This is a genomic window from Rhodococcus sp. MALMAid1271, from assembly GCF_049195265.1.
In the GTDB taxonomy this organism is placed as follows: domain Bacteria; phylum Actinomycetota; class Actinomycetes; order Mycobacteriales; family Mycobacteriaceae; genus Rhodococcoides.
Genome location: NZ_JBMIRQ010000110.1, coordinates 41,922 through 63,695, shown reverse-complemented (window position 1 = coordinate 63,695; position 21,774 = coordinate 41,922). Strand labels below are relative to the sequence as shown.

23 protein-coding genes are annotated in these 21,774 nt (G+C 64.3%); 11 read left to right on the top strand and 12 right to left on the bottom strand.

Annotated elements, in window-relative coordinates:
• The first annotated feature begins 149 nt into the window (after positions 1–149).
• A complete protein-coding gene (locus ACOQFP_RS21045; protein ID WP_206490204.1) occupies positions 150–902 on the top strand; it encodes an alpha/beta hydrolase family protein in 753 nt (250 codons plus the stop codon).
• A 128-nt stretch (positions 903–1,030) separates the two neighbouring features.
• The gene (locus tag ACOQFP_RS21040) at positions 1,031–1,396 is read left to right on the top strand and encodes a DUF1330 domain-containing protein (RefSeq protein WP_206490203.1); all 366 of its coding nucleotides are present in this window, start codon (positions 1,031–1,033) and stop codon (positions 1,394–1,396) included.
• A 73-nt stretch (positions 1,397–1,469) separates the two neighbouring features.
• On the opposite strand, the gene ACOQFP_RS21035 is transcribed toward ACOQFP_RS21040, so the two are convergent.
• Entirely contained in the window at positions 1,470–2,294 is an 825-nt protein-coding gene (locus ACOQFP_RS21035; RefSeq protein WP_341243865.1) for a dienelactone hydrolase family protein, read from the bottom strand.
• A gap of 151 nt (positions 2,295–2,445) precedes the next feature.
• Between ACOQFP_RS21035 and ACOQFP_RS21030 the strand changes: the two genes are divergently transcribed.
• On the top strand, positions 2,446–3,303 hold the full coding sequence (locus ACOQFP_RS21030; RefSeq protein WP_341243864.1) for an SGNH/GDSL hydrolase family protein: 858 nt from the start codon (positions 2,446–2,448) through the stop codon (positions 3,301–3,303).
• Positions 3,304–3,334: 31 nt separating this feature from the next.
• Here ACOQFP_RS21030 and ACOQFP_RS21025 read toward each other — a convergent pair whose 3' ends face one another.
• Positions 3,335–4,123, bottom strand: a complete 789-nt coding sequence (locus ACOQFP_RS21025) for a MerR family transcriptional regulator (RefSeq protein ID WP_421585425.1) — start codon at positions 4,121–4,123, stop codon at positions 3,335–3,337.
• 76 nt (positions 4,124–4,199) lie between these two features.
• Between ACOQFP_RS21025 and ACOQFP_RS21020 the strand changes: the two genes are divergently transcribed.
• Both ACOQFP_RS21020 and ACOQFP_RS21015 read left to right on the top strand, forming a co-directional pair.
• A complete protein-coding gene (locus tag ACOQFP_RS21020; RefSeq protein ID WP_341243863.1) occupies positions 4,200–4,817 on the top strand; it encodes a TetR/AcrR family transcriptional regulator in 618 nt (205 codons plus the stop codon).
• A gap of 255 nt (positions 4,818–5,072) precedes the next feature.
• Entirely contained in the window at positions 5,073–6,098 is a 1,026-nt protein-coding gene (locus tag ACOQFP_RS21015; RefSeq protein WP_421585424.1) for a phosphotransferase family protein, read from the top strand.
• Positions 6,099–6,112: 14 nt separating this feature from the next.
• Here ACOQFP_RS21015 and ACOQFP_RS21010 read toward each other — a convergent pair whose 3' ends face one another.
• From ACOQFP_RS21010 to ACOQFP_RS20985, 6 genes are all read right to left on the bottom strand, one after another.
• The gene (locus tag ACOQFP_RS21010) at positions 6,113–7,078 is read right to left on the bottom strand and encodes an arabinofuranosidase (protein WP_341243861.1); all 966 of its coding nucleotides are present in this window, start codon (positions 7,076–7,078) and stop codon (positions 6,113–6,115) included.
• Positions 7,079–7,370: 292 nt separating this feature from the next.
• A complete protein-coding gene (gene fdhA, locus ACOQFP_RS21005; protein WP_341243860.1) occupies positions 7,371–8,588 on the bottom strand; it encodes a formaldehyde dehydrogenase, glutathione-independent in 1,218 nt (405 codons plus the stop codon).
• A gap of 418 nt (positions 8,589–9,006) precedes the next feature.
• A complete protein-coding gene (locus ACOQFP_RS21000) occupies positions 9,007–9,945 on the bottom strand; it encodes a TAXI family TRAP transporter solute-binding subunit (RefSeq protein WP_341243859.1) in 939 nt (312 codons plus the stop codon).
• A gap of 10 nt (positions 9,946–9,955) precedes the next feature.
• Entirely contained in the window at positions 9,956–11,332 is a 1,377-nt protein-coding gene (locus ACOQFP_RS20995; protein WP_241256961.1) for an MFS transporter, read from the bottom strand.
• Positions 11,333–11,450: 118 nt separating this feature from the next.
• On the bottom strand, positions 11,451–12,854 hold the full coding sequence (locus ACOQFP_RS20990; protein WP_421585423.1) for a sensor histidine kinase: 1,404 nt from the start codon (positions 12,852–12,854) through the stop codon (positions 11,451–11,453).
• A 1-nt stretch (position 12,855) separates the two neighbouring features.
• Positions 12,856–13,515 (bottom strand): response regulator transcription factor, encoded by a 660-nt coding sequence (locus ACOQFP_RS20985; protein WP_206490625.1) that lies wholly within the window; start codon positions 13,513–13,515, stop codon positions 12,856–12,858.
• 331 nt (positions 13,516–13,846) lie between these two features.
• On the opposite strand from ACOQFP_RS20985, the gene ACOQFP_RS20980 reads away from it, so the two are divergent.
• The 4 genes from ACOQFP_RS20980 (at position 13,847) to ACOQFP_RS20965 (ending at position 18,169) form a co-directional block, all read left to right on the top strand.
• Positions 13,847–15,346, top strand: coding sequence for a GMC family oxidoreductase (locus tag ACOQFP_RS20980; RefSeq protein WP_421585422.1), 1,500 nt, complete (start codon positions 13,847–13,849; stop codon positions 15,344–15,346).
• A 113-nt stretch (positions 15,347–15,459) separates the two neighbouring features.
• Positions 15,460–16,743 (top strand): competence/damage-inducible protein A, encoded by a 1,284-nt coding sequence (locus tag ACOQFP_RS20975; protein WP_421585421.1) that lies wholly within the window; start codon positions 15,460–15,462, stop codon positions 16,741–16,743.
• Positions 16,744–16,815: 72 nt separating this feature from the next.
• Positions 16,816–17,415 (top strand): sulfite oxidase-like oxidoreductase, encoded by a 600-nt coding sequence (locus tag ACOQFP_RS20970; protein WP_206490192.1) that lies wholly within the window; start codon positions 16,816–16,818, stop codon positions 17,413–17,415.
• A gap of 7 nt (positions 17,416–17,422) precedes the next feature.
• Complete coding sequence (locus ACOQFP_RS20965; RefSeq protein ID WP_374222396.1) at positions 17,423–18,169, top strand: ferredoxin reductase; 747 nt, start codon at positions 17,423–17,425, stop codon at positions 18,167–18,169.
• A gap of 12 nt (positions 18,170–18,181) precedes the next feature.
• Here ACOQFP_RS20965 and ACOQFP_RS20960 read toward each other — a convergent pair whose 3' ends face one another.
• The 3 genes from ACOQFP_RS20960 to ACOQFP_RS20950 all read right to left on the bottom strand — a co-directional run bounded on the left by ACOQFP_RS20960 (position 18,182) and on the right by ACOQFP_RS20950 (position 20,268).
• Positions 18,182–19,519: an alpha/beta hydrolase gene (locus ACOQFP_RS20960; RefSeq protein ID WP_421585420.1), complete on the bottom strand. Its 1,338-nt coding sequence runs from the start codon at positions 19,517–19,519 to the stop codon at positions 18,182–18,184.
• 47 nt (positions 19,520–19,566) lie between these two features.
• On the bottom strand, positions 19,567–19,734 hold the full coding sequence (locus ACOQFP_RS20955; RefSeq protein ID WP_421585419.1) for a hypothetical protein: 168 nt from the start codon (positions 19,732–19,734) through the stop codon (positions 19,567–19,569).
• Positions 19,735–19,869: 135 nt separating this feature from the next.
• Positions 19,870–20,268 (bottom strand): cyclase family protein, encoded by a 399-nt coding sequence (locus ACOQFP_RS20950; RefSeq protein ID WP_421585418.1) that lies wholly within the window; start codon positions 20,266–20,268, stop codon positions 19,870–19,872.
• Between ACOQFP_RS20950 and ACOQFP_RS20945 the strand changes: the two genes are divergently transcribed.
• Positions 20,202–20,651 carry a LysR substrate-binding domain-containing protein gene (locus ACOQFP_RS20945; RefSeq protein ID WP_421585417.1) on the top strand — a complete coding sequence of 150 codons (450 nt, stop codon included), beginning with the start codon at positions 20,202–20,204 and terminating at the stop codon, positions 20,649–20,651. The genes ACOQFP_RS20950 and ACOQFP_RS20945 overlap by 67 nt on opposite strands.
• Positions 20,652–20,706: 55 nt before the next feature.
• On the opposite strand, the gene ACOQFP_RS20940 is transcribed toward ACOQFP_RS20945, so the two are convergent.
• Positions 20,707–21,180, bottom strand: a complete 474-nt coding sequence (locus ACOQFP_RS20940) for a MarR family winged helix-turn-helix transcriptional regulator (RefSeq protein WP_206490188.1) — start codon at positions 21,178–21,180, stop codon at positions 20,707–20,709.
• A 66-nt stretch (positions 21,181–21,246) separates the two neighbouring features.
• Here ACOQFP_RS20940 and ACOQFP_RS20935 point away from each other — a divergent pair, with 66 nt between their 5' ends.
• On the top strand, positions 21,247–21,774 hold the full coding sequence (locus ACOQFP_RS20935) for a phenolic acid decarboxylase (RefSeq protein WP_421585416.1): 528 nt from the start codon (positions 21,247–21,249) through the stop codon (positions 21,772–21,774).

Genomic DNA, 21,774 nt, shown 5'->3' with positions numbered 1-21,774 from the left:
AGCCAGGTGCCCTCGGTGTCCACAACGGGACACCGACGACGGCATACCGTGCATCGACGGCAATTGTGGACAATGCCGTCGGTCGTCCCTCGTGCACACCTCCAGGCCTTGTTCCTCGAGCTGGAGTGATCGACCCTAAGATGACCGGTATGCCCGAACAGGTGACCTTCCCCAGCGCTAGCGGACCCGCCCTGGCAGGCGTGGTCGATGCCCCCGAAGGGGAGGTACGGGGTTGGGGCGTCTTCGCTCACGGCTTCACACTCGGTAAGGATTGCCCGGCGGCGAATCGGATGTGCAAGCAGCTCGCTGCCGACGGCATCGGAATGCTTCGCTTCGACAATCTCGGCCTGGGTCAGTCCGAGGGCGATTGGGGTGACGGCTCGTTCTCGCACAAGGTGCACGACACCGTCAAGGCCGTCGAGTTCATGAACGGGACGGGTCGCCAGGTCAAGTTGCTCGTCGGCCATTCCTTCGGCGGCTCGGCGGCCATCGCCGCGGCGCACGATTGCCCGACGGTCGACGCGGTGGCCATCGTCGCCGCCCCGTTCCAACCCGCGCACGTCGAGCACAATTACGACGCACTCATCCGCCGCATCGAAGAGGAGGGGGAAGCGCCGTTCAACGTGGGCGGCAAGGCGCTGACCCTCAAACGACAGTTCGTCGACGACGTTCGCAGAGCAGACCTGCGCGAGCGCATCACCACCTTGCGCAGACCCTTGCTCGTCATGCACTCCCCCACCGACAACACGGTAGGGATCGACAACGCCAGCGACATCTTCCAGGCCGCCCGCCACCCCCGGAGCTTCGTGTCGCTCGAGGGTGCCAATCACCTTCTCACCGGGAAGAATCAAGCAGCTCGTGCCGGTCGGATCATCAGCGCCTGGGCCGATCCGTATCTCTGACCCTTCTCTCGCGCTGGGCGAGTGTCGCCGACGAACAGTCGCTTACTGCGGTGGGCGGGGCTCGGCGAGGGGGAAAAGGTAGGTCGCTTTCGGCTTCACCGGATCGAGCGCTCACGCATACTCGACCAATGGCTATCGATCCTCGTGGAAGAGACCTCAAGCGCTACCTCGAAGAAGACCCGGGCGGGCCGGTGGTGATGCTCAACCTGCTTCGTTTCGCCGAGGGCGGTCGGAAGTCCTACGCGGAGTACGCGAAGGCACTCGACGAGACGTTTCTCCCCCGCTACGGCGCGAAGGTGCTCTACGCGGGCGACGGTTCGACGGCACTGGTTGCCGAGGACGGGCAGGCCTGGGATGCAGTGCTGTTGGTGCAGTACCCATCGCGTAAGGCATTCAGCGAGATGGTGGCCGATCCCGAGTATCAGACGGTGACGGCACTACGGACCGCCGCACTGAAAGAGGCGGTTCTTCAGGCCACTGTTCCGTGGTCGTGATTCCGGCCTCCGCGGCCGTGTTCCTGATGCTCGTCACATCCGAGATCGTGCCTCTACACCACCGGCGGCGTACTCAGTCCGTCTCGAGCAACCGGCTGCGGAACAGCTCGAGTACCTGATCCAGGGCCTGCCGCGTCGGTTGTCCCGGCTCGTCGATCAGTCCTTCAGTGACGACCGAGTGCGGTGTACCGAGCGCGTCCGGGTTGAACGCAGAATCCGGTAATTCCACCGAGACGAAGGCGTCGCCGAGTTGTTCACGGAGGAACTCGAACCGCGCTGGAGGGCACATCCAATCACCTTGGAATCGCAATCCCAGAACCTTCACATCTCCTGCGGCACATCGATTCTTCACGATGTCGAGGTCGGCTGCACTGATGTCGATGGAACGAGCGCGCGATGCCGATACCGCAAACGGCAGTGACGGCTGCGAAAGCACAGGTGCAAGCAAACGATCATCGGCAGCCATCGCGAGCGCGAACCCGCCCGTGAAGCACATTCCGATGGCACCGACACCTGGCCCGCCGCAGCGCTCGTGCTCGTACGCGGCGAGCGCACGGAGCCAGACTACGATTCGCGAGGACTTACCGGTCGCCAGGATGGTGAACTCTCGACTGATGCACGCGGGAACCATCGCTCGGGAGAAGGTGGCCGCGGTGCCGAGCAACCCCAGGGACGCAGCCGACGGGTCCTTCCCATCGACGCCGAACAGATGCGGCACGATCGCGGTGCAGCCGATTCCGGCGACCGTCCGGGCGAAATCCGCCACTTTCGGTGTGATGCCCGGCATTTCGGACATCACGACCACTGCTGGTCCGGTGCCGATGCGGTAGACGGGCGCACTGCGTCCGTCTGCGGTGAACTCGGTTCGCTCGAAGTCTGCCAGTGTGTCGTCGGTCATCGAAGTACGTCCTTGCACGAGAGAATCGACTGCGCCGGGACGACGCGTGTGCTCAAAGCTAGATCATCGAATCGGGTTTCGCCCTGGGTCTCGACCACGCCGCAGCGGTACGATCTCGACCAGCATCCGGCCATCAGGGGGGAGTTCTGCAGTGCGCAGTAGGACGAAGCAGTTCTGGCTCGGCGTCGTTGCGGTTGTCGCCCTCGCGCTGGCGAGCCCTCCTACCGCCGCCGCATCGCCGATCGAGTACGTCAATCTGGGCGACAGCTTCAGCGCAGGAAACGGGGTGCTCCCGCTCGCGCCGGGCGCTGATCTTCGGTGTCTGCAATCGGAGCAGAATTTCGCGCATGTCGTGGCCCGACACCAGGGTTACGGTCTGACCGACGTCAGCTGCGGCGGCGCGGCGACCGAGGACTTCTATGCCCCGCAGTTCGAGGGAATCAGGCCGCAATTGGACGCGTTGTCGCCCTCCACCGACGTGGTGACCGTGATGATCGGCGGCAATGACAACAGCGTGTTCTCGGGTGCGATCGTGGCATGCGTCAGGGCCGTGTTGACCGGTGCCGGCACCGTCGATCCGTGCCGGCAGCAGAATGGAAGCAGCTTCGAAGACACGATCATCGGAAGTACGCTGCCGTCCGTTCGGCAAGCATTGCGGGACATTCACACGCGCGCGCCCGACGCGACGGTGCTCATCATCGGCTATCCGTGGCTCATCCCGGCCGCGAGCACATGCGAGCCGGCGGTTCCTGTTGCGCTCGGCGATGTTCCGTATCTGCGCACTCTGCAGCGCACTCTGAACGACGCCGTTCGCCGAGCCGCCGCCGATACCGACACCACCTTCGTGGACATGTCCGCGGTATCGGAGGGACACGACGCCTGCCAACCCGTCGGCGTGCGCTGGGTGGAACCACTTCTGTTCGCAGACCAATTCGTACCGATGCACCCCAATGCCCTCGGCGAAGCTGCCATCGCAGCGGCGGTGACCGAGGCACTGGAATCGACGTGATTCGCCGAACCCCTTCGGCTCCGAGGAAGTACTACGCCGATTCGGCGATCGGTGTCTGGAAGGACCACAGATGCCCTTCGGGGTCACGGACGCTGTATTCACGGACGCCGTAAGGCATGTCGGTGGGCTCGTAATCGATAGCCGCCCCTGTAGCGGCCACCCGGTGATGGTGGGCGTCGACGTCGTCGACCGTGATCGCCAGCGATGCGGTGACCGTGCCGGTGGTCAGCGGCGAGACCATTCGATGTTCGACGGCTTCGCGGTGCAACCACAACACACCGTCACCTGCGTAGACCTCTGCGTGGACGGCCTTGTCGCCGTCGTACTCGATCGGCCCGGGGGCCAAGCCCAGAACGTCGACGAGGTAGGAATGTGCCGCCGCGATATCTCGATAGACCAGCAAGGTGGTACGCCTGGTCATCGACGGCTCGTCGGTCGACAGGCCCGAGAGCAGGTCCAGCAGAGCGTCGTCGTTCGGACGAGTGCCCTGCAGGAGCCGGTCCTCGACGGCTCGAACGCGTTCTCGTTGCCGGGCCAGCTCCGCCATTCGATCGTCCAACTCGGCCAGATGCCGTCGCGTCAGATGCTGCAGATCGACCGACTCCGGGTCCACATCGGCTACCGGAGTTCCCAATTCGCGCAGCAAACGAATGCGGTAGAGGCGATCGAGATCGCCCCCGTCGTACCGACGCCTGCCGCCTCCGTCTCGGCCGGGAGCGAGTAGACCCAGTTCTTCGTAGTACCGCAAGGTGCGTTCTGTGACTCCGGTGCGTCGGGCGACGTCGCCGATGCCCCAGGTGGTGGGATCACTGGTGTTCATATCGGCAACGGTAGAACTTCACGCCACGTCAGGAGCAAACTCTCGGTCCGAGTTCGCCGCCATCTACGGTAGGCCGATGACCATGAACCGGAACTGGCGAACATACGAGGGCCCGAGCCTGTCGCCTGCTTTGGCGTCAGCGCTGACCATGTTCGTCGAGCAGGGTTACCACGGCACGTCGGTTCGGCAGATCGCCGCAGGTGCCGGTCTGTCGGTTCCTGGCCTCTACCATCACTTTCCGTCGAAGCAGGCCCTTCTGGTCGGCATCATGGACGCGTCGATGGACGAGTTGCTGGAGCGGTCTCGTGCCGCGGAGGCACAGGCGGGGTCCTCGCCCCTCGACCGTTTCGACGCGGTCGTCGAATCTCTGCTGCTGTTTCACATCCACCGGCGCGATGCCGCTTTCGTGTGCTCGACGGAAATTCGTAGCCTCGACCCGGCCAACCGCGACGCGTACATCGCCAAGCGCGACGACGAACAACGACTGCTCGACGCGATCGTCGCCGACGGCGTGCAATCAGGTCTGTTCGAGAGCGCACACCCGAGGGATTCCAGCAGAGCTGTCACCACGATGTGCGTGGGCGTTGCCGGCTGGTATCGCCCCGACGGTCCGCTGACGCCGAGCGAACTGGTCGCTGTGTATCTCGATCTCGCCCGGCGAACGGTCGGTGCGGTGGCCGGGGAAGGTCCGTAGCGAACCCGCGAAATCCTTGACTCGGGCCGAGGGGCTGTGTCAATCTACGACGACCGAGCGAGTGTTCGGTCGGTAGACAGGGAGTGCGGCGTGGCCATCGATCCGACGTTCGATCCCGGCATCGAGAATCTGATCGAGAGGGGCCGTTGACGTGCGACCGTTCCGCGTCGACGACGGCCCGTCCGAGGTGCACCGCTGGGCCATCGCCACACGGACCATCGGCGCGGCGAAGCGCGCAACGCGGGAGGCACGGTCATGAGTGAGTTGCCGGGTATGAATCGCGATGCCCTCGAGCAGTTCTTGCGTGAGAACGGCATCGAGATCGCCGGCTCGTTGGCAGTCGAGATGATCAGCGGTGGTCGATCCAACCTCACCTACAAGGCGTACGACGACAACTCGGCGTGGGTTGTTCGTCGACCGCCCACCAGTGGGCTCACCCCGTCGGCACACGACATGGCCCGCGAGTGGGCCGTCACTCGGGCTCTCGCGTCCACCGACGTTCCGGTTGCTCCAACCGTTGCGTTCGATCGAGACGGTTCGGTCCTCGGCGCACCGATGACCGTCGTCGATTTCGTGCCCGGCCGAGTAATTCGCGCGCGAGAGGACCTGTCCGATCTCACGGACGCGCAGATCGACGCCAATGCAACAGAATTGGTTCGCGTCCTCGCCAGGCTGCATGCCGTCGACCCCGCCGAGGTCGGTCTGGAGAGCTTCGGCCGACCCGACGGATTCGTCTCCCGCCAGGTCGCAACGTGGGCTCGGCAGTGGCAGAGCGTCAAGACTCGCGACCTACCCGATGTCGACCGACTCCACCGCGCGCTCGAGGCCGCAATTCCGGTTCACTCGGCATCGTCGATCGTGCACGGGGACTTTCGCGTGGACAACACCATTGTCGATTCCGACGACGTCGGTTCCGTTGCCGCCGTGGTCGACTGGGAGATGTCCACTCTCGGCGACCCCCTCACCGATGTCGCATTGATGTGCATCTATCGCCAACCGGTCTTCGACGCGGTACTGGGCGCGGATGCGGCGTGGACGAGCGACCGGTACCCGTCCGCGGCCGATCTCGCGCAGCTGTACTCGGTCGAATCGGGTCGTGAACTGGCGAACTGGGGCTTCTACCTGGCCCTGGCGAACTTCAAGCTCGGGGTGATCGGTGAGGGGATAACCCACCGCGCGTTGTCCGGTTCCGATACCGGAGCCGGTGCCCGTCATGCCGCCGATGCCACGGGCGAGTTCATCGCGGCCGGAATCAGAGCGCTGTCGGGTACTACCTCCTGAGGTCGCGGCCCGCGTCAGGCCGGTTCTCTCATGACACCGACGTGGCGCACTGTTCCCGACAGTCCCGGAACCTCCATCGGGTCGGACCAGGTACTCATTCCGTCCGAACTGTCGGAGTAGAAGTACTTCCGGTTGGTGTAGTCGTCGTAGTACAGCCGCCAGGTGCCGTCCGGCAGCTCGATGACGGCAGGGCCTTCTTTCAACGGGCCGAAGCTGCGCAACGGTACCCGCGTGTAGGGCCCGATCAACGACGGCGCGGTCCAGTGCTCGATCACCTTGTGGGTCTCGTTCTTCGTGAACGCGTGGTACGTCGATCCGGTCTTCACCACCTGCGTGTCGATGTGGTCGGCATTGATCCCGACGAACGGAACCGGGAAACTCCACAGCCTCAGGCCAGGGTCGAGCGCGGTCATCAGATACGGCACGAATCCGCCACCGGTCGACAACGAGACGATGATGCTGACCCGGTCGCCCTCGACGAACCATTCCGGTGCCCACGCCTTGGTGGTGAACGGCGACAGAGACGGGCCGTCCGAGAATCCGGCCGAGCCGCTGAAACCGGGTGGGCTCACCGGTCCTGTGCCTGCACCGGTACCGGGCAGGAACGCGCAGCAGAACGGAACCGGAAAGTTCTGCAGGAACGTCCAGTTGACGCGATCACTGCTTCGAGCGAAGCCGATGCTCGTCTTGCCCGTCGTGTAGGTCACGTAGTACATACCATCGGTGTGTCGGAAGATGCTCGAGTCACGCACCACCCCGGACGGCGGCTGGTACGCCGAAGTCTGCAACTCAGCGAAGTCCGTACCGTCACTGGATTGGTAGACGTCCATGCTGCGATCGCTGACGTTACTGAACGCCACCATCGTGTAGCGCCACGCGGACGGTGCGGCCGAACCTGTCCCCGATGCCGCGAACAGCAGGCTCGCGACGGTGAGTACCACCATCGGCACGGCGAACACGAACTTTCGAACCATCGGCATCGTCGCAGTATGTACAGACCTGTACGGACCCCGGTGGCACCATGCGCAGCTTTGGCAACAGCCATGACGGACCGCTACGGATGCTGTTACGGATGCGAAAAATGCCCCGTTGTCGACGTGCACCGGCGCGTCTCGTGATCGGTGCCGCCGAGAGTATTCAGCGCGCCTCCGGTCCTGCGCTCCACCCGCCCCGATCCGACCGCCCGGTTGCTACCGGGCGGTCGGGTCGTTTGCGTGCCCAGGCTTCGAGGCACCGATCTCGGAACCGAAGCCTCGGTCGACCGAGCAGTGGTCAGCTCGCGATCATGCCATGCGGATCGATGACGAACTTCTGAGCAACTCCGCTGTCGAATTCGCGGTAGCCGCGAGGCGCGTCGTCGAGTGAGATCACGGTTGCATTCACTGCTTTCGCGATCGAAACGCGTTCTGTGAGAATTGCATTCATCAGTTCTCGGTGGTAGCTCATCACCGGGCACTGACCGGTGGCGAACGAGAGCGACTTGGCCCAACCGGTACCGAGACTCAGCGACAATGCGCCGCGCTGAGCCGCCTCGTCGACACCGCCGGGATCTCCTGTGACATAGAGACCCGGGATACCGATTCCGCCGCCCGCAGTCGTGATGTCCATCAGCGAGTTGAGCACTGTGGCCGGTGCTTCGTGCGACGAGTCTCCGCCGTGTCCACGGGCTTCGAATCCCACCGCATCCACCGCGGCATCGACCTCCGGCACGCCGAGAAGCTGCTCGATCTGATCCTGTGGTGCGCCCTTGCTCACGTCGACGGTCTCGCAACCGAAGGTTCGAGCCTGAGCCAACCTGTCGGCGTTCATGTCACCGACTATCACCACCGACGCTCCCAGTAGTTGCGCGCCGACCGCCGCGGCGAGGCCCACCGGGCCCGCACCCGCGATGTACACCGTCGACCCCGGCTTGACTCCGGCAGTGACTGCTCCATGGAAACCCGTGGGGAAGATGTCCGACAGCATCGTCAGGTCCAGGATCTTCGCCATCGCTTGGTCACGATCCGGGAACTTCAGCAGGTTGAAGTCCGCGTAGGGAGCCATGACGTACTCGGCCTGGCCGCCCACCCAGCCACCCATGTCGACATAGCCGAAAGCCGAGCCCGGTCGATCGGGATTGACGTTGAGACAGATACCGGTCTTGCGTTCCTTGCAGTTTCGGCACCGACCACAGGCAATGTTGAACGGTACCGAGCAGATGTCTCCGACCTTCAGGAACTCGACGTCTCGTCCCACCTCGACGATCTCACCGGTGATCTCGTGGCCGAGGACCAAGCCTTCGGGGGCAGTGGTTCGCCCTCGGACCATGTGCTGGTCGCTGCCACAGATGTTGGTCGAGACAACTTTCAGGATCACTCCGTGCTCGCATTTGCGGCCGACGTTCGCCGGATTGACTCCTGGGCCGTCGGTCAGTTCCAAGCCGGGATAGGCGATGTCCTGAACCTCCACCTTGCCCGGTCCGGCGTACGTGACTGCGCGATTGTCTGCCATTGTTTCTCCTCGTCGTTGAGTGAGCGTTGTGACCAGCGAGCCGAGATCATCGTTGCTGTCGCATCTTTCGTGAAACCTCCACATCATGCGAGCAACTTTGTGTTCGGCGTCACAATCCAGTATGCATGCTTGCGCATGGCCGCATCACCTCGGACCTACCAGTGGACAGGAGAGATGCGAGGGACCGAGACCGACGACGGCCAGGACGCCTGGTCACCGCTTCACACCCCGACGAACTCGATTTCGATCCGGTTCAGCGCCGGGTGAGAAGTGCGAACATCGCGTGCACTTCCGCCGCCGACGGAGTCGGCAGATTGCCTCGTGCATGAACGAATCCGATGCCCGAGCTCGTGGCGTTGAACTGACCTCGTGAACCGAACGGCGCGGCCGACCGGTCGATCGGCATCACCGAGCCCGCTCACCCGTGCCGTCGGCGATATTCCTCCACGGCTCCTGGATGAAGGGGAATTTCGCCCGTCATGATCAACGAGCGTGCGTCGAGAAATTGACTGCCGATCGCCTGACCGGGGACCAGGGCAGATGATCGGTCGAGCAGCACGCTCACCAAAGCGGCCACTGCCCGGTTCGGTACGTCGGGATGAGCCAACAACAGATTGGGGATTCCGACGGTCGTCACCCCCGGGTGCCTGCCGTATACATCGGCCGGAACCGGCACCGCCTCGTAGGCGGTACCGAAGGCGCGGCGTAGGTTCGGAACGAGCGCTCCGAGATCGAGCAGGCGGATCTCGGTACGCAGGTCGGTGAAGGCCGGGGTCGGCAACCCGCCCGCCCACATCACCGCGTCGATCTCGTTGTCGGACAGCGCGATTGCTGCCTCACTCATCAGCAGGCGAATTTCACGTATGGAATCCGGGCCCGAGACACCGGCGGCGTCGAGGATCCGGCGCGAGACCTCCGTTGCGCCGGATCCGGGTGCGCCGGTACTCACCCGTCGTCCCCGCAGATCGCTCGCGGTCGTGATGGGCGAGTCCGCCCGGACTGCGACCTGGAAGTAGTTCTCGTAGACGGTGCCGACCGCAGCCAGATCCGGACTCGGGTAGCTGTATGCGGCATCGATCAGGGTCATTGCCAGTTCGGCACGGCCGGAGACCAACGCCTCGAGGTTGTCGACAGACCCGGATGTCGTGAACGGTACGACCTCGGCCTCCGGGAGACCCGCGGCCGCGGCGGACAGCAGGCCGGAGAACTCCCAGAAGAATCCGCCCACCTCACCCGCGGCCAGACGCAACTGTGTCGGCGGCTCCGATGTGCACGCGCCGAGCGCGGCAGCGGCGACGGAGACAAGACCCGCCCGCAGCGCCGTCCTCCGAGACAACGGCGCTGCGGGCGAGAACATGTCCGTCACCCTATGGCGTCACGGTTCGCTCGAACGCTCGGCCCTGCTCCCGGTCCAGCTCGGTTTCCGCCTTGTTCCGCAGAACGAAGATGTAGACCAGGAGCGAGACGGTGATCACGACCGTCACGTAGAGGATGAACCACGGAACATTCCCACCGTTCTTCGCCGCCTGGTAGATCAACGGCGCGGTACCACCGAACGCCGAGTTGGCGAGGGCGTATCCCAAACCGACTCCGAGTGCGCGCACGTGTGAGGGGAACAGTTCTGCTTTGACGATCGCGTTGATCGAGGTGTAGCCGGTGAGGATCACGTAACCCACGCACACCAGCGCGAGCGACTGCACCACCGAGGTCGCCGTCGGCAGGAACGTGATGAGCACGTAGGTGTACAGCACGCCGCCGATGCCGAAGAAGATCAGCAGCGGCTTACGGCCGACCTTGTCGCTGATGAGTCCGCCGATGGGCTGCAACAGCATCAAGAAGACGAGACCGAAGAGGTTGATCCACGTACCGGTCATCCCCCGGTCCTCGTATGCGGTCTTGATCATCGAAGGAGCGTTGACGCTGTAGGTGTAGAACGCGATGGTGCCGCCTGCGGTCACCAGGAAGCAGATCAGCAGCGCACGGCCGTGATTGCGGACGAGTTCTTTCACCGATCCCGAGGACTTGTCGGCGCCACTGCGCACCGCGTCCAGTTGATCCTTCGTCAGCGATTCGTCCATGCTTCGACGCAGCCAGAAGACGACCACTGCCGCGACGCCGCCGATGAAGAAGGCTATGCGCCAACCGAAGTCCTCGATCTGCTCACGATCGAGGACCGTCTGCATCAGCAACAGGGTCACCTGCGCGAGAACGTGCCCGCCGATGAGCGTGACGTACTGGAACGACGAGAAGAATCCGCGACGCTCACGGGTGGCTGCCTCGGACATGTACGTGGCCGACGCGCCGTATTCACCGCCGGTGGCGAAGCCTTGGACCAGACGACCCAGGACGAGGATCACCGCCGCCCACACGCCGATGCTCTCCCGGCCCGGAGTCAACGCGATGACCAGTGAGCAAGCGGCCATCAGCGAGACACTGAACGTCAGTGCGGCGCGGCGACCGTTCCGGTCGGCGTAGCGTCCGAAGAACCACGAGCCGACCGGACGCATCAGGAATGTGACCGCGAAGATCGCGTAGACGTAGATCGTCGAATTCTTGTCCGCGGAATCGAAGAACTGGTTCTCGAAGTACGTGGCGAAGACGGTGTAGACGTACACGTCGTACCACTCGACGAGATTGCCCGACGAACCCCGCAACGTGTTGAACACGGCACGACGAGTTGCGGCGGGAGACGAGACCGTTGGGATCGGTGACGATCCAGCGGTCGAAGTGGCCCCGTTGGCCATGGGCAGATCCTTCCAGTGGTGCCGTTGGTCGCCGGGAGTCGAACAGCGACCTGAGTCCACCTACTGTGACCGCAAGCACAACCTGGAACCAAGCCATTTCGGATTTCCTAACACTCCCTTAGGAAACTATTCGCGGCACGTGCAGCTCGACCCGCAATCCCGACGGTCTACCCGCACTGACCTGCAGACGTCCGCCTGCACGTTCGGTCAGCGCGTGCACGATCGACAAGCCGAGGCCGGTACCGCCGCCCTGCGCACTCGAGGCACGAAAGAACCGGTTCACGACCTTGGGGAGCTCGTCGGCCGGGACGCCCGGTCCGGTATCGGCCACCCAGATCGTGATGGCCGTCGCACTCGCTCGGTGGCCGATCTCGACGGACGAGCCGCTGCCGGAGTATTTCGTCGCATTGCTCAGCAGCGCGTCGAGAATCCGAATCAGGTCGTCCTCGGGCAGGGCGACGAGGAGTCGTTCGGCCCCATCGGGCCCTTCGACATGCGCCACCATACCTGCCACAGCGATTGTGCTGGACCAGAATTCGACGCGATCGGCAATGGTCGCACCCACATCGCACGCGGTTGCGTCCTGATTCGATGGCGTCTCGGCAGCGGCAAGAACGAGGAGGTCTTCGACGACGGCGCTGAGGCGGTCGACTTCCTGCGTGGTCCTGAGGTGGGATTCTGCCGCTGCATCGGGCACCCGCATCCCCAACACGTCCAGTCGAATTCTCAATGCCGCCAATGGATTACGTAGCGCATGGGCGGTATCGGCAACCAGCCTCCGCTGCGCGGCCGTGGCCGACTCGACGTCGCCGGCCATGGCCTCGAACGCGCTGGAGAGCTCGCGCACTTCCGGTGGACCGAGATAGGCGGTATGCATCTGCGATGGGGCAACAGCATCTATCGGTAGTCGATCGTGGAACTTGTCTCCGAACGACTGAACCCGCGAGGACAGAGCCGTCAGTGGACGAACAACCCAGCGCGACAACGCAACAGCGATCCCGACGACGGTCACCAGAATCAGCAGCGCACCGCCGGCAATGATCATCCATGCGATCGCGACATCCGTGCGAGCGCTGTCGGTCGATGCTTCTATGACCACCGCGCCGTCCACCTGTGTTCCCCCGCCGACCGGAGCCGCGATCAACACCGAGGACCGGGACCAGGGCATCACACTGGACGGCAGATTCCCGCGTTGATTGCGCAGAGCGCCGGCTACGGCCTGTTGCACGTCGGATCGCTCCACATCCAGACCCGACTCCGCACGGACTCGACCGGCACGATCGACAACGACGATCCCCTCGTCGTACAGGTTGTCGTAGCGCTGCGCCGACTGTCGAATACGAGCTGCGCCGGACTCGTCCTCCCGCGAGCTGAGCTCGGCGAAGTAGGTTGCGGCGGCCGCTCGGTTCTCGCCGAACCGTTGGGCACGTTCGCGACCGACCAACACGGCCAACGGCACCGACAGGGCGAGTACGACGACGGTGGAGTAGATCATCAGCACCACCAGGACACGGCGTCGCATCTCAGATGTCCCAGCGGTAACCGAAGCCGCGGATGGTGACGATGGCACCCGGACGATCGAGCTTGGATCGCAACGATGTCATGTGCACATCGAGCGTCCGTGAGATCGCGACGTAGGCGTTTCCCCAGATGGCGTCCATCAGTTGCTCTCGGCTGACCGCTTCACCGCGCCTCGTCACCAGATGAGCCAGCAGGTCGAACTCCTTGGTTGTCAGCGAAACATCGCGACCGTCGACCTCGATTCCCCGACCGACCAGATCGACGACGATGTCACCGAGAACCAGCCGGTCGGCACCGGTGTCGTTCGTCGCGCTCCGACGTCGCGCAGCGACTTCGAGTCGAGCGTGCAACTCTCCCAACCGGGCCGGTTTGACGACGTAATCGTCCGCGCCGCCGCGGAGCGCTCGCACCACCGAACGTTCGTCGTCCCGCGCAGTCAGCACCACCACCGGAACCGAACTCAAGGTCCTCAGTTTGCGCAGCACCTCCAGCCCGTCCATGTCCGGCAGGCCGAGATCGAGTAGGACGACATCCATCTCGTGATAGCCGACCAGCACGTCGGCACCACGGCGCATGCGGACAGGTGAGTGCCCCACCTCGGTCAACGCATCCACCAACGCGTCGCCGACTCCGTCGTCGTCTTCCACCAGCGCTATCCGCATCGACCTCAACATAGGCCACGATCGTGGTTCGGTGAGCGCGCACCTGGGCTGAAATCGGCGCGAACCGGCACTCCTCGGGTACGGCTCGGCCTCCGATAACACGAATCGGCATTCCTGGTGTCCAATTTCCGACGCAGCCGAATAAGGGTTTCTGTACAGGCGAGTAGGTAAGACCCTATGTTCGGTCGCCCGCAGCGCCGGTAGCTTCATGACACCGACAAGGGCGTCGCGCTGCACTTCATCGCCGTATCGGCACGTATGCCGACGGCTTTCTCTTTCGACGTGGATTCGACGTGCCGTGGTGCCGCGTCAACCAGACAAGGATGACCTCATGTCAAGCAATCGCTCCGACTTCTTGGTACTCGGCTCGGGAACCGCGGGCTCGATCATCACCCGTCGGCTCCTGGATGCGGGCCACACCGTGACGCTCGTCGAGGCAGGCGGGCTCGACACCAATCCCGCCATTCACGACCTCTCCCGGGTCGGCGAACTCTGGCTGGGCCCGGAGGACTGGGGCTATTTCTCGTCTCCACAGGAACGCGCCCTCGGCCGCCGCTTGCACGTCCCCCGCGGAAAGGTCATCGGCGGATCGAATCAGCTCAACGGCACGATCTGGGTGCACGGAACTGCTTGGGACTACGACCAGTGGGCGTCGGCAGGCAACACCGGTTGGGACTGGGAGTCGGTTGCACCACTGTTCAAGCGTCTCGAACGCCACGGCGCAGACGGATTGATGGACGTCGTCGAACCGCCGCTCTCACCTGTTCAACAGGCGATCGTCGATGCGGCCGTCGCGTGGGGAATGCCCAACAACACCGACTACAACCACGGCGGCCAAGAGGGGGTGTCGCGGATGAAGTTGAATCTTGCCGGGGGAAAGAGACAGTCGACGTGGGCGGCCTACCTTCGGCCCGTACTCGATCATCCGAACCTCACGCTCGCACTGGGCTCGACCATCGATTCGCTGATCGTGGCCGACGGCACCGCGGTGGGCGTGCGAATCATCGTGGAATCCGAAGTGCGTGAGCTCCATGCGAGCACGATCGTCTTGTCCAGTGGAGCACTGGGATCCCCAGCGATTCTGTTGCGCAGTGGAATCGGTCCGGCCGCCGAGTTGGAGAAGCTCGACATCGACGTGCTCGTCGACTCCCCCGGTGTCGGGAAGAACCTGCAGGATCATTTCCTGGTGCCCGTCGTCTTCGGCACCACTCGACCCGTCGACCCACCGACGCCGTTTCATCCGGTGACCCAGACACACTGGTTCTGGAAGAGCGACCCGTCACTTCCAGTGCCGGACACCCAGCCGATCAACTTCAGTGTCCCGATGTACTACGACGAAGCAATGACCGGACCGCAATCCGGTTTCACCCTGCACGCCGGCCTCATTCGTCCGCACAGCACCGGAACCGTCACCCTGGCCTCGACAAACCCGACTGCAGATCCGACCATCGATTTCAACTTGTTCGACGACCCACGAGACATGGCTGCATTGGTCTATTCCGTGCGGCAGTGCCGAGAGGTCGGCCGGCAGGCTCCACTCGCACAGGACTGGGGTGCCTACGACGTCCTTCCTGGACCCGAGGTCTCCGACGACGATCACGCACTCGAGCAGTGGATCCGGCGCGCAGTGAACACGTATCACCACCAGGCCGGAACGTGCCGGATGGGCACGGACAGCCGCGCCGTCGTGGGGCCGGATCTGCGTCTGCACGGGCTCGACAATCTCGTGATCGCCGATGCGTCGGTGATGCCCTCGGTCACTACCGGCAATACCAATGCCCCCACGGCAATGATCGCCGAGCGGGCGGCGGAGCTGATCTTGTCGGCCTGAATCCTCCTTACGCGTCGATGCTGGTGCGGTCTGCGGGCCTGGCCGAGCGCGACCGGGCCTGCGCGGATGTCGCCGGTGGCCACCGGCGCACGCCTGATCAGTAAGGTCGAAGGATGACTGTGCGAGCAGGTGTGGTGGTGACGGGAACCGAGGTTCTGGCCGGTCGGGTCACCGACCGAAACGGTCCGTGGGTCGCTCGGGAACTTCTCGAAACGGGCGTCGACGTTGCCCACATCACCGTGTGCGGGGATCGGCCGGAGGATCTGACTGCCCAGGTCAGGTTTCTGGCCGATCAACGCGTCGACTTGATCGTCACCACAGGAGGTTTGGGTCCGACCGCCGACGACCTCACCGCCTCGACCGTCGCCGCGCTGTACGGTCGGGATCTGATTCTGGATGCCGAGTTGGAGAACCGGATCCACGCGATCGTGCGGCGCTGGCGAAGCCGAATGAGTTCCGCAGCCGATTCCGAGCCGCTACGCGCCGGCATCAGAAAGCAGGCAATGGTTCCGCAAGGTGCGCAGTCCATTTCACCGACCGGGACCGCACCCGGGATCGCGATACCGGCCGACCACTCCAGGTCACTGCCCGCCGTCCTGATCCTGCCAGGGCCGCCTCGCGAACTACAGGCGATGTGGCCGGAGGCCCTCGACACTGCACCCGTCGCCGAAGTCCTCGCCCGCCGTACGCAGGTACGTCAGGACACCATTCGCGGTTATCGACTGTCCGAGGCCGATCTCGCCGCGACGCTGCGAACCGCAGAGCGCGAGATCGCCGGGTTCGCCGAGCTCGAGATCACCACCTGCCTGAGCCTCGGCGAGCTCGAGATGGTGACTCGTTACGCCGAGTCGGCGAGAACCGCTTACACGGAACTCGAACGGCTCATCGACACAACCCATGGTGCACAGGTCTTTTCGACCGACGGCTCCACCATCGACGACATAGTTGCGCACCGATTGTCCGGGCATCGAATCGCCACGGCGGAATCGTGCACCGGGGGGATGATCGCCGCACGTCTCACCGATCGCGCAGGCTCGTCGGCGTATGTCATCGGGGCCGTGGTGTCCTACGCCAACGAGGCCAAGACCGGGCTTCTCGACGTCCCCGCCGAGGTCATCGATCGACACGGAGCTGTCAGCGAGCCGGTTGCGGCGCTCATGGCCGAGGGCGCACTCGAGCGGCTGAACGTCGACATCGCGGTATCGACCAGCGGCGTCGCGGGTCCGGGCGGCGGCACCGAGGCCAAGCCGGTCGGCACCGTCTGTTTCGCCGTCGCCGTCACGGGCCGCCCCACCATCACCCGCACGCTTCATCTTCCCGGCGACCGGGCAAGTGTGCGGGCACTGTCCACCACCGCGGCGATGCATATGCTCGCCGACGCGTTGGAGACCCGCTGAACCCTGCGACTGCGTCGAACCCCGCGGGCCGACCTTGTCAGACTCCCGGCCACGAGAGCACAATTCGACACCATGGCATTGATCTCGAAGGGCTTCGTGGGCCGCCGGCGGGGCGACGACGGGCGCACTCCCCCCGGTCAGTATCTGACAAAGGACTTCCCGGTCCTCGCGATCGGGCCCGCACCCGTGGTCGCAACCGACGCGTGGTCGTTCTCGGTCAGCACCGAACGGGGCGAGACTCGCAGCTGGACCTGGGACGAATTCGCGGCTCTTCCGCACGAGACTCCGACCGTCGACATCCACTGTGTCACCAAGTGGTCGAAGCTCGACACCACCTGGAAGGGCGTGAGCCTGGACGTTCTGCTCGACGGTCTCGACACCGATGCCGGCTACGTGGTGGTGCACGGATTCGACGGCTACACCACCAACCTCCCCTTGGAGGACCTCAGGAATGGGAAGGCCTGGTTGGTCACCGAGTTCGACGGCGCTCCGCTGGCTCGCGAACACGGTGGCCCGGCAAGGCTTCTGGTTCCCCATCTGTATTTCTGGAAATCGGCGAAGTGGATCTCACGCATCGAACTGACCCTGGAGAACGAACAGGGCTTCTGGGAGCGCGGTGGATACCACGACTACGGAGATCCCTGGCGCGAGCAGCGCTACCAGGGCGACTGACGTGGCCGTGACGGCCGGGGCGAAACCCTGGCTCGTTGCCACGGTGGCGACCGTGCGACGTGAGACCCCCACCGCATCCACCCTCGTTCTCGACGTCGACGGTTGGCCGGGCCATCTCGCCGGGCAGCACGTGGACGTCAAGCTCACCGCCGAGGACGGTTACAGCGCACAGCGAAGCTACTCCGTGGCCTCGGCCCCCGACGGCACCTCGCGCATCGAGATCGCGGTGCAGAATGTCGCCGACGGGGAGGTGTCGCCGTACCTCGTCGAGGCCGTCGAGGTTGGCGATCGCATCGAGATCCGCGGTCCGGTAGGTCGGTGGTTCGTCTGGCGGCCGTCCCGGCCCTCCGAGACCCCCTCTCCGCCGATCCTGTTGGTGGGTGGCGGTTCCGGCATCGTCCCGCTGCGCGCAATGGTGCGCGCGCAGGCGTCCGCGACGGGCGGACGGGTGCCGTTCCGGGTGCTGTACTCCGTACGCGAGCCCGCCGAGGTCTACTACTCGGACGAGTGGGCTCACCCTCCCGCGGGTGTGGACGTCACGATGATCCATACGCGGCGGGCTCCGGCAGGCAACGCGCGGCCCCTCGGCCGCATCACGATCGAGGACCTCGACGCCCACGGATGGCCGGCAGAATTCGAGCCGCGATGCTACGTCTGCGGTCCCACGAGCTTCGTCGATACCGTGGCCGACATGCTGGTGGCGCGTGGTCACGCGGCTGGGAACATTCGAACCGAGCGTTTCGGACCGAGTTGAGGCAGCGGTGGATCAGACGATGCCGCGGAGAAACTCGATCTCGAGGCGGCGGTAATCGTCGGTCCACCGTGAATCCACCGACATGAACGAATGGTCGAGTCTCGCCTCGTTCTTGCTGTACAGATTCAGCCGATTTTCGACTCCCACCCTGTCCAGCTTCGCGCTCAGTTCGGCTGCCTGGTCAGGGAAGGTCCCGGTGTTGCCATCGGAGATGAAACTCGGTGGAAAGCCTGCTGTGACATTGCCGATCACGTTCGCCTGCGCCAGCACTGCCGGGTCGGTGGTGTCGAGGTAGCTGCGGGCGGAAATGTCGAAGAAGAAGCCGTTGGACGGGCTCGGTGATTGTGGGGCTCCCGCTCTACCGACATCGAGCGCGGCGCTCTCGAACACGAGCGCCTTCAAGGCACTGCGACTCATGGTCGGTTCGATACCCAGTGCTCGTGCGTACTCGGGATTGGTCTGCACAGTGGCGTAATTGCCCACGATGTGGCCACCCGCACTGGTTCCGGCGAGCACGACGCGGCTCATGTCGAGGCCGTACCGGTCGGCATTCGCCTCGAGGAACTGCATGGCCTGGCCCAGTTGTATTGTCTGCGTGGGGAAACGGAACTTCGGCGCGAACGCGTAGTTCACCGACACCACGTTGAAACCGGCGTCCAGCATGGGCCCGGCCCACGACGCACCCTCGGAATCTGTGCTGGGGGCACCGTCCGTTTTGTCCCCCACTATCCAGCCGCCACCGTGGACCGTGACGTACGTCGGCCGACTCACCGACCGATTCTCGTCGGCGATATAGATGTCGAGGAACGAATTCGGAAGCGCCGAGCCGTATTCGACGTCGTTGGTCAGAACCGCGCCGTCGACCACCGACGTCGATGTCGGGGCGTCGGGCTCAAACGAGTTACTGTTCCCCAACGCCTGGAGCGATCGAACCAGCGGTGCCGGATCGGCTGCCACGCCGATGATCACGACCGAGACCGCCGTCGCAATCGCCGCTGCGACGCCGGCCGGGATCGCGGTAGCCGCTCTACGGGTGGAGACCGCCGAACGTCCTGCCCACGCCGAGGCGAGCACGAAGAAGCCGAACGCAATCGTTGCGGCCAAGGTCGTGACCCACAGGGTGTGCACGCCCGTCACCAGCCATGCCACCTGAGTGACGACAGCGACGGTGCCGAGCGATACGCCAACGGCTGCAAGCTTTCCCGCTGAGGACGAACGCACGAGAGATATCCCTACCACCGCTACGGCGATGACCCACAATCCCACCGCAAGCTGCTGACGGATGAGGAGGAACTCGAGCCACGCCAGTACCACGCTGACGCCGCCCGTCACCGCGAGCGCAACGTTCACGGTTCTCGTCCGCCGACCGCTTCCGCTTTCGGCACCTGCATGCACCATCACTGCGCCGACGCGTGACGTTGCCGGTGCAGTTCACGAACGGCGTCGCCGAACTCGGCCACCGGACCCTCCACCGCGATGCCCGGCACGATCTGTTCCATGGGCGACGGTGTGATCATCAGTGGTGCAGCACCGAATTCTTCGAGCCACGCGATCGCAGGTTTCACGCCTCGAACGTACCGGGTGGACCGAGGACGACTGTGGGCGCGGGCGAATCCGGCGACCGCCGCCGTCAGCGACGTCCAGTGCGGATCCGAACTATCGGTGCCACATCTGGTTCACGGTCCGAGCCGTCAGCGTGCCTACACGTCCATGATGGCAACTGCGCGCGTCCACCCCGCCGAGGCAGCTTGGATTTTCACCGGGAAGCAGGAGACTTCGAATCCCGTGTCGGGTAGCTGTTCGAGTCCGTTGAGCTTTTCCAGGTGGCAGTATCCGATGTCGCGTCCGACGCGATGCCCTTCCCAGATGACGGACGCGTCGTGTTCTTCGGCGAACCGGGCTGCGGTGTGCACGAAGGGCGCATCCCAGCTCCAGGCGTCGGTGCCGGTCAAGCGCACCCCCCTCTCGAGCAGGTAGAGGGTGGCGTCTCGTCCCATGCCGCAACCGGATTCGACGTCGGGTCGAGCACGTGATGGGAATCGATCGGTACGCCGTGGTTCCGGTCGAATCGGACCTCGCGGGCGCAACTCATTTGACACCCGATGATCTCGGCGACCGACCGTGTATCGAACCGGTCGGACAACCCGGCCTCGCTGCCTGGGCTGCAGGCAGCTATCCGCGACACGGGGTTCGGGTGCGCTCGCCGCTGAATATTCCATCGGCAGTGGCCATGTCGGGGACTGTCGGGGTGTACGCCGAGCCCGCACGGCGCTACCTTCCCAATCCCGACGTCCGATACATCGAACTCGACGGCCCGCAGGCGATCATCGCCCTCGCTTCTCGACCGGAGGGTCACCGGGAAAGTGTGGACGCGTTTCGCCGAGCGGTCCAGGCCGCGAGTGCACTGGAGGCATTGGCGGGCACGACCGGTCAGGACGAGGACACGCCGTCGGTTCAGTTCACTGCAGTGCCGCCGCGGTGACTTCTCACCCGATTCGATGCGCGATCGACGTCGGCTGCATCGGCCGAAACGACTTTCACCGAGACTCGCCGGTTTCCAGTTTCGCGCGGATGTGCCCGAGCAACGGAACGGCGTCACGCAAGGTGCGTTGCTGAGCGTGCGTCAGGTCGCCGAGTATGTCCACGAGTAGCCCTTCCGCCGCGATGTCGTAGACCCGAAGTTGTTCTCGCGCAAGATCGGTGAGGCCGACGCGCATGCTTCGCGCATCCGATTCGTCGGGTCGGCGAGCGACGAGGCCGTCCGACTCCATGGTTCGGACGAGGTTGCTGATCGTGGGACGAGCCAACCCCAGCTGACGCCCGAGCACAGTCGGGCCCTCCCACTTGTCCGGGAAGAGCCGCCTCAGGATCTCGATCTGCGCGTCGGGCAAGGCTTTGAGTCCGGCGCGCGAGCGGGAGGAGTTGAGCAGTACGCGCCGGAAGGGTCCTATCTCCTCGCTCAGGCGGCGGGCGATATCGGCAAGGCCGGCTGTGCTGTCGGAATCGTCCACCGAGCCAGACTACTCAGTCTCATATTTAGGTTTGCAACAAACGCATTTCTCGGCGATCATGGAGTCATGAGCATTCACACCAGCGTTGCCGACCCCGCCCCCGAACAGGCCCTGGATTCGATCGTCGGCCATCGATTCATCTACACCTACGCCAACGGGTGGCAGTACGAGATGTACGTCAAGAACGCCACCACCATCGACTACCGAATTCACTCCGGAATGGTCGGGGGCCGATGGGTCAAGGGACAGGAAGTCGACCTCGTCGCACTCGGCCGCGGCGTTTACAAGATCTCGTGGAACGAGCCCACCGGCACGAGCGTCGTGGTGAATGTCGTTCCCGAGGACCGCGTTGTGCACGGCACCATCTTCTTCCCTCACTGGGTGGAACTCGACGGATCCAGAACCGTCCTGTTCCAGAACGACCACCTCGACGAGATGCGCCGATTCCGCGATCAAGGCCCCACCTATCCGATCTATGTAGTTCCCGAGTTCGCGCACATCACGCTGTTCGAGTTCGTGGGCATCGACGACGACACCGTCGTCGACACCGCGCCCGCCGACCTACCGGCAGGCTTCGCCGACCGGAGCAACTGA